Origin of the sequence: Spirillospora albida, from assembly GCF_000718255.1 — a bacterium.
Taxonomy (GTDB): domain Bacteria; phylum Actinomycetota; class Actinomycetes; order Streptosporangiales; family Streptosporangiaceae; genus Spirillospora; species Spirillospora albida.
This window is the reverse complement of sequence record NZ_JOFJ01000015.1, coordinates 43,509-60,694: the sequence shown is the minus strand read 5'-3', so window position 1 is coordinate 60,694 and position 17,186 is coordinate 43,509. Positions and strand designations below refer to the sequence as shown.

Here is a 17,186-nt window from a genome sequence, read left to right as displayed (position 1 = left end):
GTCTCTAGATAAGGTCTGGAATGTAGCGCCCGAACCGCCATGAGGGGAAGAGATGGGACGACCGTCCACACCACTGCTGACCCGCGACGGCATCCTGCGCGCGGCCCTCGACCTCGTCGACGAGCAGGGCCCGGACGCGCTGACCACGAACCGCCTGGCCGCCCGCCTCGGCGTGCGGGGCCCGTCCCTCTACCACCACATCGCGAACCGCGGCGAGATCATCGAGGGCCTCCGCGAACTGATCGTCGCCGAGATGGACGCCACCGCCGCGTCCCTGCGCCCGTGGACCCTCGCCCTGGACCGCTGGGCCCGCTCCTACCGCGCCGCCTTCGCCGCCCACCCGCGCGTGATCCCCCTGCTGGTGTCGACGCCGGTCCGCGCCCCCGCCGCCCTGGCGCACTACGCGTCCGCCGTGACCGTCCTCCGCGAGGCGGACTGGCCCGACCACCTGGTCATGCCGGTGATCGAGACCGTCGAGTCCTTCCTCCTGGGCTCGGCCCTCACCCTCGCCGCCCCGAATCCTCCCGCCGCGGCCGAAGGCCTCCCGCCCGAGCTGGCCGCCGCCCTGGCGGCCCGCACCGGCGACCCCTCCGATACGGCGTTCGAGATGGGGCTACAGGCCCTGATCCAGGGTTTGGAACACCACCGCCGCACCCTGGAAGAGTGATCACGCCAGGACGTCGCGTTCCGCCAGGACGATGCCGTCCTCGTCGCTGTAGAGCCAGTCGCCCGGCCGGAACTCGGCGCCGCCGAAGGTGACCGGGACGTCCACGGCGCCCGCGGCGTCCTTGGCCGATTTGCGGGGGTTGGAGCCGAGCGCCTTCACGCCCAGGGCGAGCGTGCGGAGCGCCGGCACGTCCCGGACGGCGCCGTTGATGACCACGCCGGACCAGCCGTTCTCCACGGCGGCGGCGGCGATCATGTCGCCCATCAGCGCGGACGCCAGGGAGGCGCCGCCGTCGACGACCAGGACCCGTCCGGAGCCGGGGGTGTTCAGCAGCTTCTTGACCAAGCCGTTGTCGCGGAGGCAGCGGACGGTGACGACCGGGCCGGAGAAGACGGAGACGGCGCCGTACTGGCGGAACTGGGTCTCGCAGCTGCGCAGTTCGTCCCCGAAGTCGTCGATCAGGTCGGCGGTGGCGAAAGAGCGGTCCATGCGCCGTAGCCTACTGGCCGGTAACCGGCTCGGGCGAGGGGGCGTCCGTCGGGCGGCCGATCAGTCGGGACAGGACGATCGACGTCTTGGTGGCCGTGATGTTGTCCTCTCGGCGGAGCCGTTCCAGCACCTGCTCAAGGTGCTGGATGTCGCGGGCCCGGACGTGCACCAGCGCGCTCGCGTCACCGCTGATCGTGTACGCGGCGACCACCTCGGGATGGACCCGGACGCTCGAGGAGATCTCCTCGGGGGACGTCGCCCCCGTGCAGAAGATCTCGATGAACGCCTCGGTCGTCCAGCCGAGCGCGGCCGGGTCGACGACGGCCGAGAAGCCGTTGATGACGCCGTCGGCGCGGAGGCGGTCGACGCGGCGCTTCACCGCCGGGGCGGACAGGCCGACCTTGTCCCCGATCTGGGCGTAGGAGGCGCGGCCGTCCTGCAGGAGCCGCGCAACGATATGACGGTCGAGCTCGTCAAGACGCAACAAACAACACCCCCCGAGTACACTTTCGTCATTGGTCGACGGTAGATCCCGAGATTACGCTGTGAAACGGATCGGCGGCCACCCCGTCCTGCCGACCACCCCTCCCCCCCCGGATGCCGGACGCCGTCCGGCGTCCAGTGTTGCCCCGGGCCCGACCGGCCCGGGTGGAACCACGAGAGGAGCGTCGTGACGAACACCGACCGGCTGCGAGCGATGTCCGAGGACCACAGCGCGCACAACTACCACCCGCTCCCGATCGTGGTCGCCGAGGCGGACGGCGCGTGGCTGACCGATGTGGAGGGGCGCCGCTACCTCGACATGCTCGCCGCGTACTCGGCGGTGAACTTCGGGCACCGCAACGCGCGGCTCGTCGAGGCCGCGCGGCGGCAGCTCGACCGGGTCACGCTGGTCAGCCGGGCGTTCGACCACGACCAGTTCGGCCCGTTCGTGACCGAGCTGGCGGAGCTGTGCGGCAAGGACATGGTCCTGCCGATGAACAGCGGCGCCGAGGCCGTCGAGACCGCGCTGAAGACCGCCCGCAAGTGGGGCTACGAGGTCAAGGGCGTCCCGGCGGACCAGGCGAACATCATCACGTTCGAGGGCAACTTCCACGGCCGCACCACGACGATCATCAGCTTCTCCACGGACCCGGACGCGAAGGAGTCCTACGGCCCCTACACGCCGGGGTTCCGCACCGTCCCGTACGGCGACGTCGCGGCGCTGGAGGCCGCGATGGACGCCAACACCGTCGGTGTGCTGATCGAGCCGATCCAGGGCGAGGCCGGCGTGAACGTCCCGCCGAGCGGCTTCCTGGCGCGGGTGCGGGAGCTGTGCACCGCGCACGGCGCCCTCATGATCGCGGACGAGATCCAGTCCGGTCTCGGCCGCACGGGCACCACGTTCGCGGTCGAGCACGAGAACGTCGTCCCCGACATCTACCTGCTGGGCAAGGCGCTCGGCGGCGGGATCATGCCGGTGTCGGCGGTCGTCGCGGACACCGGGGTGCTCGGCGTCTTCAAGCCCGGCCAGCACGGCTCGACGTTCGGCGGCAACCCCCTCGCCTGCGCGATCGCCCGCGAGGTCATCGCGATGCTGCGGACCGGCGAGTTCCAGGAGCGGTCCCGGACGCTCGGCGCGCACATGCACGAGCGGCTCGGCGCACTGCCCGTCGACCTGGTGCGCGAGGTGCGGGGGCGCGGGCTGTGGGCGGGCGTCGAGCTGCACGGCGAGGCGCGTCCGGTGAGCGAGCGGCTCATGGACCTCGGCGTCCTGGCGAAGGAGACGCACGAGACGACGATCCGGCTGGCACCGCCGCTGATCATCTCTTTGGGCGACCTGGACTGGGCGCTCGACCAGCTGGAGATCGCCCTGAAGGGCTGACCCGATCGCGGGTCCGCGAGCGGGGACGGGCGGCGCCGGTCAACGGCGCCCGCCGCCGCCCTTCCCGCCCGAAGCCCGGCGAGCCCCCGCGGTTCGCCGGGCTTCTGCGTTCCTCCGGGCGTCTCTCCATGGCTCGACATGATCCCTCTGAGCGGATTAGTCTAAGTGGACTAATCAATGTCGACCATCGGACGAGTCCGTCATGTCACGACCGCTCACACCGCTCGCGCTGACCGTCCTGCGCATGCTGTGCGACGCCCCCATGCACCCCTACGAGATGCAGCAGCGCATCCGCGACCACCACTACGACAGCGCCGTCAAGGTCACCCACGGGTCGCTGTACCACTCCGTCGAGCGGCTCGCCTCCGCCGCGCTCATCGAGCCGCTGGAGACCAGCCGCGAGGGCCGGCGCCCGGAGCGCACCGTCTACGCCGTCACCACCGCCGGACGCGACGCCGCGCGGATGCGGCTCGCCGAGCTCCTCGCCCGACCCGGCGAGGAGTTCCCCCTCTTCGGCACGGCGCTCGCGTTCGTCAACCTGCTGCCCGAGGCGGAGGCGGCCCGCCAGCTCCGCAAGCGGGTGGTCGGGCTGGCGGCGCGCCTCGCCGGGCTGCGGACGATCAACCAGACCCTCCGCGAGCGCGGCGTCGAACGCCACAAGCTCCTCGACCAGGAATGGTCGATCATCCAGATCCAGGCGGAGCTCGGCTTCGTCGAGGCCCTCGCGGACGACCTCACCTCGGGCCGGCTCACCTGGCGGGACGAGGCGCCCTGCCCGATGCGCCCCCACGACACGGAAACGGGGACCACCACATGAACCGCTGGCGCGGCAATCCGTGGGCGATCCTGCTCACGCTGTCCCTCGGCTTCTTCATGACGCTGCTCGACCTGACGATCGTCAACATCGCCATCCCGAGCATGATCGACAGGCTGGACGCCTCGCTGGACCAGGTGCTGTGGGTCGTCAACGCCTACGTCCTGGTGCTGGCCGTCCTGCTGATCACCGCCGGCCGGCTCGGCGACCTGTGGGGCAAGAAGAACCTGTTCATCGCTGGGGTCGCGGTGTTCACCCTGGCGAGCCTCGCGTGCGGGATCGCGCAGGACCCGGCCCAGCTGATCGCCGCCCGCGCCGTCCAGGGGCTCGGCGCGGCGCTGCTGATGCCGCAGACCATGTCGCTCATCATCGAGGTGTTCCCGGCGGAGCGGCGCGGCGCCGCGCTCGGCGTGTGGGGCGCGGTCGCCGGGGTGTCCACGGTCGCCGGCCCGACGGTCGGCGGGCTGCTCGTCACCACCCTCGACTGGCGCTGGATCTTCTTCGTGAACCTGCCGATCGGGATCCTGGTGCTGGTCATGGCCGTCCCGGTCCTGCCGCCGCACACCCGCGCCGTCCGGCACCGCTTCGACGTGCGCGGCGTGCTGCTCGCGTCCGCCGCGCTGTTCTGCCTGACGTTCGCGCTCACCGAGGGCCAGAAATACGACTGGAACGCGGCGATCTGGGCGCTCGTCGCCGCCGGATGCGTCCTCACCGCCGTCTTCCTCCTCTACCAGCGGACGCAGCAGGACGGGGAGCCGCTCGTCCCGTTCTCGCTGTTCCGCGACCGCAACTTCACGATCCTGAACGGGGTCGGCGCGGCCGTGTCGGTCGGGATGATGGGCGTCTTCCTGCCGATGACCATCTACTTCCAGTCGGTGCTCGGGTTCAGCGCCCTCAAGGCCGGCCTGGTGTTCGCGCCGTCGTCGCTGGTGTCGATGTTCGTCGCGCTCGGGGCGGGCCGGCTCTCCGACCGCATCGGCGGCAGGTTCATCCTCATGGCGGGCCTCACCGCCTACGGCCTCTCCACCCTGTGGATCCTGCTCCTCGCCGAAGTCGGGACGGGCTGGCCCGCCTTCATGGCGCCGTTCGTCCTCATGGGGTTCGGGATGGGCTGCGTGTTCGCGCCGATGGCGACGGAGGCGACCCGGTACGTCCCGCCCCGGCTCGCGGGCGCCGCGTCCGGGGTGAACACCACGATCCGGCAGGTCGGGTCCGTGCTGGGCAGCGCGGCCGTCGGCGCCGTCCTGCAGAACCGGCTCGCGGCGGCGCTGGAGGACGAGGCGGCGCGGCGCTCCGGCGCGCTCCCTCCGGACCTGCGGCCCGGATTCACCGAGGGCTTCGCCGGCGCGGCCGAGGGCGGCCTCGAGGTCGGCGGGCGGCATCCCGGCGCGGGCAGTCAGGTGCCGCCCGGTGTTCCGAGGGACGTGGCGGAGCGCGTCCAGGACCTCGCCGCGCAGGTGTACGCGCACGGGTTCGTCCACGCCATGAAGCCGACGCTGGCGCTGCCGCTCGTGGTGATCCTGTGCGCCGCGGCGGCCTGCCTCGGCGTCCGGAGGTACACCGCCAAGGCCCCCACGGGCACTCCGCCCGAGACGGCGGGGCTGCCCGGCTGAGTTCGGCGGGACCGGGGCCGGGTCAGGCCAGCTCCCGGTAGCGGCCCTCGTAGAACAGCAGCGGAGGGGCGCACGCGTCCGGGACGTCCAGCGAGACGACCTCGCCGACGATGATGCTGTGGTCACCGCCGTCGTGGACGGCGGTGGTCCGGCACTCCAGCGCGGCGACCGCGCCCGCGAAGACCGGGGCGCCGGTCACCGGGCCCCGGACGTGGTCCCAGCCCTGGAGCTGCCCGTCCAGCATCCGGCCCCGCGTCGCGAACCACTGCGACGCGTCCCGCATGTGGTCCGGCAGGACCGACACCGCCCACTGCCCCGCGTCCACGACCCACTCGTGGAACCGGGCGACCTTCTCCACGCAGACGAGCACGAGCAGCGGATCGAGCGACACGGACGTGAACGCGTTCACGGTCATCGCGTGGTCGGTGCCGTCCACGACCGTCGTCACGATCGCGACGCCCGTCGCGAACCGGCCCACCGCCCGCCGGAACGCCGCCCGCCGCAGCTCCACCGCTTCGTCGTCCACCGCTTCGCCCGATCGGGTGCGCTCAGCCACGGGGACGTGCCGCGCGGCCGGTCAGCCACTCCCCGGACGGACGCGCCGACGGCACCCGCGCGACCCCGATGACCGCGGCGACCATCCCGCCGATGATGTAGATGTATCCGGCGACCGTCGCGGGGACGACCAGGTCGCCCTCCGGCCGCCGCATCGACATGACGAACACCACAAGGCCCCACACCACCGCGGGGATCAGCGCGCCGAGCCGTCCGCCCATCCCCCACCCGGCCGCCCTGACCAGCCCGAACACGACCACGACCGCCGCGATCGCGGCGGCCGGCACGCCGGCGACCGTCCAGCCGATGCAGAACGACCCGAGCAGCGCGACGACGGACCCGAGCAGCGCCAGCACCGCGTACGCCGCGCCGGAGACGAACGCGTCGAGCGTCCCGTCCGCACCGGCCGGCTCGGGCGCCGGCGGGGGGGCCGCTGATCGCGCGAGGGGGGCCTCGTCGTCCTTGTCCACGAACGTCAGGGTATCCAGGGGTCAGGCGCGGACCACCGGCAGCCCGGCGAACAGGTCGGTCTCGCGGCGGCCGGGGCCGGGCGGGCCCGGCTCGCCCTCCTTCAGGATGAAGTACTCGGTGCCGAACGCCTGCTGGCCGAGATTGTTCGACAGCGCGAAGAACGGGCCGACCTCCTCCGGCGCCACCGTCAGCTGGGTCCGGTGGGCACGGAGCGCGGCGAGCTTGGCGGGCAGGTGCGCGCGGGCGTCCACCATCGTCGTGACGTCGCCGTCGGCGACGCCGGTGCCGAGCTCGTCCAGCCCGGCGACCCGCGCGAACGGCAGCCGCGCCTCCCGCATCACCGCGATCGCGCGTGCGAGGACGGTGCGGGGGGTGCAGTACGAGTAGAACTTCGCGGCCCGCCACGGCTCGGCCCCCTCGCCGGCGAACCCGGGGTCGGCGGCCAGCTCGAACGCCCGCCACGCGACGCGGTGCGCCTGGATGTGGTCGGGATGCCCGTAGTTGCCGCGCTCGTCATAGGTGACGATCACCTGCGGCCGGACCTCGCGGATCACCTCTGCGAGCGCGGCGGCGGCCTCGTCCACGTCGGCCTGCCAGAAGCAGCGCGGGTCGTCGTTCGTGGGGGCGCCCATCATGCCGGAGTCGCGCCAGCGGCCGGGGCCGCCGAGGAACCGGTGGTCGGTGACGCCGAGCGCGGCGCACGCCTCCGCGAGCTCCCCGATGCGGTACTCGCCGAGCCGGTCCTCCTTGTCGGACGCCAGGTGGCGCAGCTCCGCCGGGACGACCTCGCCCTCCTCGCCGAGCGTGCAGGTGACGAGACAGACGTGGGCGCCCTCGGCGGCGTACTTGGCCATGACCGCCCCGGTCCCGATGGACTCGTCGTCCGGATGGGCGTGGACGAACAGGATCCTCGGCTCCTTCATAGTGAAGGAGCCTACTCAGCCGCCGGAGTGGCGGCGAAGACCGCCCTGCCCGCCGCGCTCGGCCGCCCTCAGTCGCCCTCGCCCGGGCCACCGCCGCCGCCGGCGCCGGGACCGCCGGTGGTGCCGCCGCCACCGCCCGTGGTGGGCGCGCCCGTGGTCGGCTCGTCCGAGGTCGGGGGCGGTTCGCTGGTCGGCGGGGTCTCGGTGGTGGGCGCGGTCGACGGCCGGGTGGTCGTTGGCCGCTGGGTGGGCGTGCGGGTGCGGGTGCGGGTCGGCGTGTCCTCGGTGGTCGGCTCGTCGGACGGCGTGCCCTCCGTGCCCGTGTCCGAGGAATTCCACGTCGGCGACGTCGGGGTCTCCGGCGTCTTGTCCCCGCGCGTCGCCATGAAGATGCCGACGACGAGCGCCAGCACCGCGATCGCCGCGACGGCCGCGATCACCGGCATCCGGGACGGGCGGTCGGGCTCGAAGTCGTCGTAGCCTCCGCGCCGGGCCGGGCCGCCGCCGTAGGGCGGCTGCTGGACGGGCGGGAGCGCGCCGGTGAACTCCGCGGGCGACACCCGCCGCGTCGCGCCGGCGGGCTGCGTCGCCCCCGCCTGCCGGGCGCCGGTGCCGTAGGCGTCGGGCATCATGCCGGGGATGGCGGCACCCGCGGCCAGGGTCGACCCCTCCGCGAGGAGCGACGTGGCCTGCGCCGGGTCGTCCATCCGGGGCGGGCCGCCAGGGCCGGAGCCGATCAGCGCCATCATCAGCTGCTGCGCGGTGGGCCGCCGCTCCGGCTCCTTCGCCAGGCACGCCGCGATCATCTGCTGCATGTCGGCGGGCACGCCGTGCAGCGACGGCGGCTCGTGCATCACCCGGTTGATCACCGCGACGACGGTGTCGTCGCCGAAGGGTGGCCGCCCGGTGGCGGCGAACACCATCGTGGTCGCCCACGCCCACACGTCCACGGCCTCGGTGAGCGTCGCGCCCGCCACCTGCTCCGGGGCCATGTAGGACGGGGTGCCGATCGCCTTCGTCGCGGCGGTCTGCCCGGTGTCGAGGGCGCGCGCGATACCGAAGTCGATGACGCGCGGCCCGTCCGGCGCCATGATCACGTTGTGCGGCTTGAAGTCGCGGTGCACGATCCCGGCCTGGTGGATCGCGACCAGCGCGGTCGCGGTGCCGATCGCGAGGCGGTCCAGCGCGGCACCGGTGATCGGGCCGCTCTGCCTGATCTGCGCGTACAGCGACGGGCCCGGCACGTACTCGCTGGCGATGTAGGGCTGGTCGCCCGCGACGTCGGCCTCCAGCACCTGCGCGGTGCAGAACCGCGCGACCTGCTTGGCGGCCTGCGCCTCCCGGACGAACCGGTTGCGGGCCGAGGCGTCCCCGGCCAGGTCGGCGCGCAGCAGCTTGATGGCGGCCTTGTTCCCGGAGGCGTCGACACCCGCGTAGACGACCCCCTGGCCGCCCTCCCCGAGCCGTTCGACGATCTCGTACGAGCCCAGCCGCCGGGGATCTCCCGGCTGCAGCTCCGGCATGGACCACTCCTTCGGCGCCGCGCCCGACGCGCTGGCGACTCTGATGTTTCCGGCGACTCTCACGCTTCGGCGAAGCTTCGAGCTTACGCGAGGGGACGTCCGGGTAAGGGGCATTCCCGCCCGCGAGGGGACGACCCGTGATCATAGGGCCGGACGGCCCGTCCCGTCGGGGCGAGCCGGCGGCGCGAGTCGGGCGGGCGAGTCGGCCGGGCGGGGCGCCGCCGTCCCTCCCGCCTGGCAGACTCGGATGCCATGAGCATCAGCTATCCACGGCAGAGCGCACGGACCCGCCGGTTCACCCTCGGCGTACCGCGCGCGTTCCAGATCGCGCCGGACGGGTCCCGGGCGGCGTTCCTGCGCACCAGGGCGGGCGACGACCCGGTGACCTGCCTGTGGACGCTGGACACCGGCACCGGCGAGGAGACGTGCGTCGCCGACCCGGCGGCCCTCGCCGTCCCCGGCGAGGAGGACCTGCCGCCCGAGGAGCGGGCGCGCCGGGAGCGGGCCCGCGAGCAGGCCGGCGGCATCGTCGGCTACGCGGCCGACCGCGAGCTGCGGCAGGCCGTGTTCACCCTCGCGGGACGCCTGTACGCGGCCGACCTCGGCGCCGGGACCGTCCGCGAGCTGCCGGCGCGGGGCCCGGTGTTCGATCCGCGCCTCGACCCGGCGGGGCGGCGCGTCGCGTACGTGTCGGGCCGGACGCTGCGGATCATCGAGATCGACGGCACCGACGACCGGGCGCTCGTCCAGCCGGAGAGCGACCAGATCTCCTACGGCCTCGCGGAGTTCATCGCGGCCGAGGAGATGGGCCGGATGCGCGGCTACTGGTGGTCGCCGGACGGGGGGACGCTGCTGGCCGCCCGCGTCGACGAGACCCCGGTGCAGCGCTGGCACATCGCCGACCCCGCCAACCCGGACCGGCCCGCCACCGAGGTCGCCTATCCGGCCGCGGGAACCCCGAACGCGATGGTGTCGCTCGTCCTGCTGAAGGTCGACGGGCGGCGCACCGGCGTCGCGTGGGACCGGGGCGAGTTCCCGTACGTCAACGCCGTCTCCTGGGACCGGCACGGCCTGCTGATCGTCGTGCAGCCGCGCGACCAGCGCGCGCAGCGGGTCCTGACGGTCGACCCGTCCAACGGCGCGACGTCGCTGCTGCACACCGAGCACGACCCGGTCTGGACGGAGATCGTCCCGGGGCTGCCCGCGCGGACCGGCGCCGGCGACCTCGTCTGGATCACCGAGGACGCCGGGACCGACACCCGGCGGATCACCGTCGCGGGGACGCCCGTCACCCCCGGCGGGCTGCAGGTCCGGGCGGTGCTGGGCGTCGAGGGCGACACGATCCTGTTCACCGCCTCCGAGGACCCGGTCGAGACGCACGTCTACCTGTACGACGGCGGGAAGGACGCGGTCGAGCGGCTGACGGAGGGGCGGGGCTCGTTCGGCGCCGTCCGCTCCGGCGGCGTCACCGTCGTCAGCGGGGCGCGGCTCGACCGTCCCGGCACCGAGGTCGAGGTCCGCACGGCGAACGCCGTGCGCCCGGTCGCCTCGTTCGCCGAGACGCCGGTCATCACCCCGAAGGTGGAGCTGTTCACGGCGGGCGACCGTGAGATCCGCACCGCGCTGCTGCTGCCGACCGGGTGGGTGCCCGAGCACGGGCGGCTGCCCGTCCTGCTCGACCCCTACGGCGGGCCGCACGCCCAGCGGGTCGTCGCCGTCCAGCGCGCCTACTGCGAGGCGCAGTGGCTCGCCGACCAGGGCTTCGCCGTCGTCATCGCGGACGGCCGCGGCACCCCCGGGCGCGGCCCCGCGTTCGAGCGGGAGGTCCGCGGCGACTTCGTCGGGCCGGTGCTGGACGACCAGATCACCGCGCTGACCGAGGCGGCGCGGCGGCACCCCGGCGCCCTCGACCTCGACCGGGTCGGCATCCGCGGCTGGTCGTTCGGCGGCTGGCTCGCCGGCCTGGCCGTCCTGCACCGCCCCGACGTGTTCCACGCCGGCATCGCGGGCGCGCCCGTCACCGACTGGCGGCTGTACGACACGCACTACACCGAGCGGTACCTCGGCCACCCCGACGAGGAGCCGGAGAACTACACGGCGAACTCCCTGCTCGGGAAGGCCGGCGAGCTGAAGCGCCCGATGCTGCTCATCCACGGCCTGGCCGACGACAACGTGGTCGCCGCGCACACGCTGCGCCTGTCGTCGGCGCTGCTGGCCGCCGGGCGCCCGCACACGGTGCTGCCGCTGTCCGGCGTCACCCACATGACGCCGCAGGAGATCGTCGCGGAGAACCTGCTGCACCTCCAGGTGGAGTGGCTCAAGTCGAACCTGACGCGCTGAGCCGGAGCGATCGCACGCGATGACGTGACGCCGGGGAGCTGGGAGGGCCCCGGCGTCACGGCACCGTGCTGTGATGCTGCCAGGAGCGCCAGAGGGCGGCGTAGGAGCCGTCCGCGGCCAGGAGCTCGTCATGGGTGCCCAGTTCGGTGATGCGGCCGTCCTCCACCACCGCGACGCGGTCGGCGTCGTGCGCGGTGTGCAGGCGGTGGGCGATCGCGACCACGGTGCGGCCGTCGAGGGCGGCGGCGAGCGAGCGCTCCAGCCGGCGGGCGGCGCGCGGGTCGAGCAGCGACGTCGCCTCGTCCAGGACGAGGGTGTGCGGGTCGGCGAGAACGAGCCGGGCCAGTGCCAGCTGCTGCGCCTGCGCGGGCGTCAGCGGCTCGCCGCCCGACCCGACCTCCGCCTCGAGGCCGGGGCCGTCCCAGCCGACGGTCGCGAGGACGCCGCGCAGCTCGGCGTCCGAGGCGTCCGGGCGGGCCATCGCGAGGTTGTCGCGGAGCGTCCCCCGGAACACGTGGTGCTCCTGCGTGACGAGCGCGACATGCCCGCGCAGCTCGTCCAGCGGCAACTCCACCAGCGGGACCGGCGCGCCGGACCCGACCGTGACCGAACCCGCGCGGGGGCCGTCGACCCCGGCGAGCAGGCGCCCCAGCGTCGACTTCCCGGCGCCGGACGGCCCGACCATCGCGAGCCGCTCCCCCGGGCGCAGGTCGAGGTCGACGCCGTGCAGGACGTCCGCGCCCGGCCGGTAGGAGTAGCGGACCCCGCGGGCCGTCAGCCGCTCGCCGTCGGGGCGGGCGCCGTTCGGCGTCCGGTCCGGCGGGACGTTCCCGACGCCGAGGAGCCGGGCCAGGGACGCGCCGCCGATCTGCAGCTCGTCCAGCCAGGACAGCAGCGTGTTGACGGGCCCGATGAGCAGCTGGGCGTACAGCGTCGCGGCCGTCACCTCCCCCAGGGACGCCATCCCGTGCACGTGCAGCAGGCCGCCGACCAGCAGCGTCGCCACGACCGGCAGCAGGAAGCCCATGTCGGCGAGCGGGAACAGCACCGTCCGCAGCCGCAGCGTGTACCGCTCCGCCCGGTACGACGCCGCGATGTCGGCGTCGGCGCGGGCGTGCCGCTGCTCGGCCAGGCCGAACGCCTCGACGGTGCGCGCGCCCGCGACGGTCTCGGCGAGCCCGTCGGCCAGGTCGCCCCACGCCGCGTTCTCCGCCAGGTATCCGGCCCGCGCCCGCCGCAGGTACCAGCGCATCAGCACCCACAGGCCCGGGGCGGTGATCAGGCACGGCAGCGCGACCAGCGGCCCGAGGAGGAACAGCGCTCCGACGGTGACCGCCGTCGCGACGACCGCGACGAGCGTCTCCGGGATGGCGTGCCGTACCGACGTGCTGAGCGCGTCCACGTCGCGGGACGACCGGCTCACGAGGTCGCCGGTGCCGGCCCGCTCCACCGTGGACAGCGGCAGCGCCACGACCTGGTCGACGAACTCCTCCCGCAGCTCCGCGAGGACCCGCTCGCCCAGCGCCGCCGAAGCGTAGAACGCGTACCGGGTCAGGACGCCCTGCACGATGACGAACCCGGCGATCGCGAGCCCGATCGTGTCGATGGCGCCGGTGTCGATACCGCCGGCGGCCGTGCCGTGCTGGACGCCCTCGACGAGGTCCCCGAGCAGCCGGGGCGTGACGAGGCCCGCCACGGCGGCGAGGGCGTGCAGCGCCAGCGCGCCGGCGAGCGCGCCGGGGTGCCGCAGCGTCATCCGCCGCGCGTACGCCCGCACCTGCGCGGGCGTCGCCACCGGCAGCGTCTCGGCGCTCATCGGACCGGCTCCTTCGGGTTCTCGCCGCGCGTGACGGCGGCGGTGTAGCGCGGCTCCGACTCGAGGAGGTCGCGGTGGGTGCCCTCGGCGACGACGCGTCCGGCCTCGACGTAGGCGACGTGGTCGGCGCGGTCGAGCATCAGGGGACTGGTGGTGCACACGACCGTGGTGCGGCCCGCGCGCGCCGCGCCGAGGCGCTCGGCGATGCGCGCCTCGGTGTGCGCGTCGACCGCGCTGGTCGGCTCCACGAGGACGAGCACCTCGGGGTCGGCGGCGAGGGCGCGGACGAGGCGGAGCCGCTGCCGCTGGCCGCCGGAGAACTCCCGTCCGGCCTCGGCGACGCGCCCGTCCAGGCCGGAAGCGGCGACGATGTCGTCGGCGCCCGCCGCCCGGAGCGGGCCGGTGAGGTCGCCGCCGCCCGGGGCGAGGGTCGCGTCCAGGCGGCCGGAGAACAGGCGGTCCTCGTCGACCGCGACGAGGACCCGCTTCCGGACGTCGGCGACGGAGTGCAGCGGGACGCCGCCGAAGTCGACGTCGCCGGGCGCGTACCGGCCGATGCGGTCGGCGATCGCCTGCGCGTCGCGGGGGTCGGCGGCGGCGACCGCGGTGACCCGTCCGGGCCGGACGACCAGCCCGGACGCGATGTCGACGATCTCCACGGGCGCCTCGGGCCGGGCGTCGCCGCCGGGCGGCAGCTCCGGTTCGACGGCCAGCAGCCGGACGATCCGGTCCGCCGCGACGAGGCCGCGCGCGGTCTTCCCGGCGACCTCGCCGAGCGTCTTCAGCGGAGTGATGAGGAAGACGGCGTAGCCGTAGCAGGCGACGAGGCTCCCGACGGTGATCGTCCCGTCCGCGGCGAACCGGGCGCCGACCCAGGTGACCAGCGCGATCAGCAGGCCCGGCAGCAGCACCTCGGCGCCGCTCAGCCATGACTCGGCCCGCGCCGTCGCGGCCCCGGCGGCGCGGGCGCGCTGGGAGTCGGCGCGGTAGCGGGCCGTGAACAGGTTCTCGCCGCCGACGCCGCGCAGCACGCGCAGGCCCGCGACGAGGTCCGTCGCGTGCGTGTTCAGCTCCCCGACCAGCTCGCGGTGCTCGTGCTCCCGGTCCCGGTAGGGGCGGATCAGCGGCGCCGCCACGGCGAGGACCACCGGGACGCCGATCAGGACGATCAGGCCCAGCTCCGGTGCCGTGGCGAGCAGCAGCCCCGTGACCACGACGATCGCGACGACGGAGCCGGTGCCCCGCGCCACGATGTCGAGGACGTCCCCGATATGGGCGGCGTCCGTGGTGCCGACGCTGACGACCTCGCCCGCCGTGACCCGTTTCGACAGGGTCGCCCCGAGCCGCGTCGTATGCCGGGTGACGACCTGGACCGTCCGGTACGCCGCGGCCAGCCAGTTGTAGACCGCGAACCGGTGCCGCAGCACCGCGGACGCGGACTGGACGGCGGCCAGCCCGAGCAGCACGGCCGACCACGCGACGAGCGCGCCGGTGTCCTTCGCGGCGACGCCGTCGTCGATCGCGCGGCCGATCGCGGCGGGCATCAGGGCCTGCGCGAGCATCCAGACGATCCCGAGCGCGGCGCCGCCCGCCAGGGTGCGCCACTGGACGCGCAGCAGCCACAGGACATAGCGGGCGGGGGTTCGCCGGCCGGGGCTGCCTGGATCCTTCTCCGGCAACGGCCTCACACGACGCAGGGTATGCGGGCACCGTCCCGGAATTCGAGCGATTTTCCGGCCGCCGCCGGGCGGCGGGAAGGGCATGACGACCGGGGCGGACAGGCTCCCGGGAGGCGGAGCGGTGCCCGGCGAGGGGGTGCCCTTCCGCCGGGGACTCCGGTAGGGTACGGGGCGTGACGGGGCGTTGACACGCTCCTTGAGCCGGGAAAACTGCGGCTAGGCAGAAGCCGCTCCCCCGGCGCGGTCCAGGCATACCCTCCAGCGAGCCCCGAGAGCCGCAGGAAACCGTCCATCGTGCCGGCCGTTGCCTTTCGCACCGCCATCCCCGGACTCTGGAAGCACACGTGAGCATCATCAGCCAGCAGACGCATCCCCTGGCCCCCGGCGCAGAGGACACCGTCGACCTGCTCCTCATCGACGACGATCCGACCGACGTCCTGCACGTCGAACGGATGCTCGCCGAGAGCGGCCTCGCCACGGAGATCACCGTCGCCCGCGACCTGCCCGCCGCGCGCCGGATGCTGACCCGCCGGACCCAGTGCATCATCGTCGACCTGTCCGCCACCGGCGTCGACGGGCTCGACGGCCTGCGCGACGTGCTCCGCATGTCCGGCACGGCCGCGGTCATCGTCCTCACCGGGCTCGGCGACGCCTACCTCGGAGTCCGCGCGGTCGCCGCCGGGGCCGAGGACTACCTGATCAAGCAGGAGGTGGACGGGCCGCTGCTGGCCCGCGCCATCCGCTACTCCATCGAGCGCAAGCGCGCGGAGGAGAGCGAGCGGCGGCTCGTCGAGGCCCGCATCCTCGGCCGGGAGAACGCCCGGCTGGAGCGGGGGCTGCTGCCCGTCCCGCTGATCGACGACCCCGCACTGCGGCACCACTCCCGGTACCGGCCGGGCCGGCGCCGCGCGCTGCTCGGCGGCGACTTCTACGACACCGTGCAGACCGAGGGCGGCGCCGTCCACCTGGTGATCGGCGACGTGTGCGGGCACGGCCCGGACGAGGCGGCGCTCGGCGTCCAGCTGCGCATGGCGTGGCGGACGCTCGTCCTCGCCGGGCACACCGGTGAGCAGCTGCTCGGCACCCTCGACACCGTCCTCGGCCACGAGCGGCGCAGCGAGGAGATCTTCACGACGCTGTGCATGGTCACGATCGCGCCGTCGCGGCGGACCGCGCGGATGCACCTGGCCGGGCATCCCGCGCCGCTGCTGTTCCGCGACCTGCCCGGCGGCGGGGCCGAGGTCGAGGCCCTGCCGGACTACGCGCACGGCCCGGCGCTCGGGCTGCTGCCCGGCGCGGAGTGGCCGACGATGGAGCTCGACCTCGGCGACTCGTGGGACCTCATGCTCTACACCGACGGCCTGATCGAGGGCCGGGTCGGCGACGGCGCCGCCCGCCTCGGCACGGACGGGCTGGCGGAGCTGGCGCGCGGCGCCCGCGGCCGGGGCGCGTCCGGGCGCACGCTCATCGATGAGCTGGTCACCGAGGTGGAGCGGCTCAACGGCGACGCGCTGACCGACGACCTGGCCGTCCTGCTGCTGTCGCGGCGCCCCGCGGAGGAGTGATCGTGGCCCGGGTCACCTCCCGGGCGAGTTCCCCGATCTCCTGTGAGAACACTCACCCGAAGGTCCCTTCGTCCGGGACGAAAGTCCCGTCCTCGCTCGTTCCATAGCCTGCGGCTATCGCTACGAGTTCCACGATGACTTGGCGCTCTTCCCGCAGCAAAACGTACGTTGCCCCGCGTGGCTATAGCGATACCTGCGATCTACCGATCGACCGTCGGCAAGAAGGCCGTCATGGCGGTGACCGGCGGCGTCCTCGTGACGTTCCTGATCACGCACATGCTCGGGAACCTGAAGATCTTCCTGGGCGCGGAGGAGTTCAACCACTACGCGCACTGGCTCCGCACGATCGGTGAACCCGCCGTGCCGCACCGCACGGTGCTGACGCTCCTCGAGGTGCTCCTCGGAGTGTCGGTCGTCCTGCACATGTGGTCCGCGGTGTCGCTGGCCCGCCGCGCGCGCGCCGCCCGGCCGGTCAAGTACCACGGGAAGAAGAAGTCGCACGCGCACGGATACGCCGTCCACACCATGCGGTACGGCGGCGTCATCATCGCGTTCTACGTCATCTGGCACCTGCTGGACCTCACCTTCTTCGTGGTGAACCCCAAGGGCGCCGACGCCACGCCCTACGAGCGGCTGGTCGCCGACTTCGACCCGTCCCGCTGGTACATCACCGTCTGGTACGTCGTCGCGGTCCTGCTCGTCGGGCTGCACATGAACCACGGCATCTGGAGCGCGTTCCAGACGCTCGGCCTGCGCACCGCCGGCCGCGACAAGGTGCTGCGCGCCCTCGCCGGCGGCATCGCCGCCGTCGTGACCGCCGGCTTCGTCGCCGTCCCCGTCTCCATCACCTTCGGATGGGTGAGCTGA

Annotated in this window: 15 protein-coding genes; 7 read left to right on the top strand and 8 right to left on the bottom strand. The window is 73.9% G+C overall.

Annotation, left to right across the window (positions count from 1 at the left end):
- Window positions 1-52: 52 nt before the first annotated feature.
- Window positions 53-667, top strand: coding sequence for a TetR/AcrR family transcriptional regulator (locus tag IE99_RS0119890; RefSeq protein WP_030172806.1), 615 nt, complete (start codon window positions 53-55; stop codon window positions 665-667).
- Here the strand turns inward: IE99_RS0119890 and rraA are convergent, their stop codons facing one another.
- Entirely contained in the window at window positions 668-1,156 is a 489-nt protein-coding gene (rraA, locus tag IE99_RS0119885; RefSeq protein ID WP_030172804.1) for a ribonuclease E activity regulator RraA, read from the bottom strand.
- 10 nt (window positions 1,157-1,166) lie between these two features.
- On the bottom strand, window positions 1,167-1,640 hold the full coding sequence (locus IE99_RS0119880) for an Lrp/AsnC family transcriptional regulator (RefSeq protein ID WP_030172795.1): 474 nt from the start codon (window positions 1,638-1,640) through the stop codon (window positions 1,167-1,169).
- Window positions 1,641-1,853: 213 nt separating this feature from the next.
- On the opposite strand from IE99_RS0119880, the gene rocD reads away from it, so the two are divergent.
- The 3 genes from rocD (at window position 1,854) to IE99_RS0119865 (ending at window position 5,447) form a co-directional block, all read left to right on the top strand.
- On the top strand, window positions 1,854-3,020 hold the full coding sequence (gene rocD, locus IE99_RS0119875) for an ornithine--oxo-acid transaminase (protein ID WP_169744461.1): 1,167 nt from the start codon (window positions 1,854-1,856) through the stop codon (window positions 3,018-3,020).
- A 202-nt stretch (window positions 3,021-3,222) separates the two neighbouring features.
- Window positions 3,223-3,837 carry a PadR family transcriptional regulator gene (locus IE99_RS0119870; protein WP_051712845.1) on the top strand — a complete coding sequence of 205 codons (615 nt, stop codon included), beginning with the start codon at window positions 3,223-3,225 and terminating at the stop codon, window positions 3,835-3,837.
- Window positions 3,834-5,447, top strand: coding sequence for a DHA2 family efflux MFS transporter permease subunit (locus IE99_RS0119865; protein ID WP_030172788.1), 1,614 nt, complete (start codon window positions 3,834-3,836; stop codon window positions 5,445-5,447). The genes IE99_RS0119870 and IE99_RS0119865 overlap by 4 nt, the downstream gene beginning before the upstream one ends.
- A gap of 22 nt (window positions 5,448-5,469) precedes the next feature.
- Here IE99_RS0119865 and IE99_RS0119860 read toward each other — a convergent pair whose 3' ends face one another.
- The 4 genes from IE99_RS0119860 to IE99_RS30510 all read right to left on the bottom strand — a co-directional run bounded on the left by IE99_RS0119860 (window position 5,470) and on the right by IE99_RS30510 (window position 8,919).
- Window positions 5,470-5,973 (bottom strand): flavin reductase family protein, encoded by a 504-nt coding sequence (locus IE99_RS0119860; RefSeq protein ID WP_051712843.1) that lies wholly within the window; start codon window positions 5,971-5,973, stop codon window positions 5,470-5,472.
- Window positions 5,974-5,995: 22 nt separating this feature from the next.
- Window positions 5,996-6,472, bottom strand: coding sequence for a DUF6113 family protein (locus IE99_RS30515; protein WP_051712841.1), 477 nt, complete (start codon window positions 6,470-6,472; stop codon window positions 5,996-5,998).
- 21 nt (window positions 6,473-6,493) lie between these two features.
- On the bottom strand, window positions 6,494-7,396 hold the full coding sequence (gene mshB, locus IE99_RS0119850) for an N-acetyl-1-D-myo-inositol-2-amino-2-deoxy-alpha-D-glucopyranoside deacetylase (protein WP_030172772.1): 903 nt from the start codon (window positions 7,394-7,396) through the stop codon (window positions 6,494-6,496).
- Window positions 7,397-7,464: 68 nt separating this feature from the next.
- Complete coding sequence (locus tag IE99_RS30510) at window positions 7,465-8,919, bottom strand: serine/threonine-protein kinase (protein ID WP_051712838.1); 1,455 nt, start codon at window positions 8,917-8,919, stop codon at window positions 7,465-7,467.
- Window positions 8,920-9,171: 252 nt separating this feature from the next.
- Between IE99_RS30510 and IE99_RS0119840 the strand changes: the two genes are divergently transcribed.
- Window positions 9,172-11,259, top strand: coding sequence for a S9 family peptidase (locus tag IE99_RS0119840; protein WP_030172768.1), 2,088 nt, complete (start codon window positions 9,172-9,174; stop codon window positions 11,257-11,259).
- A gap of 55 nt (window positions 11,260-11,314) precedes the next feature.
- On the opposite strand, the gene IE99_RS0119835 is transcribed toward IE99_RS0119840, so the two are convergent.
- Window positions 11,315-13,075, bottom strand: coding sequence for an ABC transporter ATP-binding protein (locus IE99_RS0119835; protein WP_030172766.1), 1,761 nt, complete (start codon window positions 13,073-13,075; stop codon window positions 11,315-11,317).
- Window positions 13,072-14,763 (bottom strand): ABC transporter ATP-binding protein, encoded by a 1,692-nt coding sequence (locus tag IE99_RS0119830; protein ID WP_030172764.1) that lies wholly within the window; start codon window positions 14,761-14,763, stop codon window positions 13,072-13,074. The genes IE99_RS0119835 and IE99_RS0119830 overlap by 4 nt, the downstream gene beginning before the upstream one ends.
- 335 nt (window positions 14,764-15,098) lie before the next feature.
- On the opposite strand from IE99_RS0119830, the gene IE99_RS0119825 reads away from it, so the two are divergent.
- Complete coding sequence (locus IE99_RS0119825; RefSeq protein WP_245623277.1) at window positions 15,099-16,319, top strand: PP2C family protein-serine/threonine phosphatase; 1,221 nt, start codon at window positions 15,099-15,101, stop codon at window positions 16,317-16,319.
- A gap of 177 nt (window positions 16,320-16,496) precedes the next feature.
- Complete coding sequence (locus IE99_RS0119820) at window positions 16,497-17,186, top strand: succinate dehydrogenase/fumarate reductase transmembrane subunit (RefSeq protein WP_030172760.1); 690 nt, start codon at window positions 16,497-16,499, stop codon at window positions 17,184-17,186.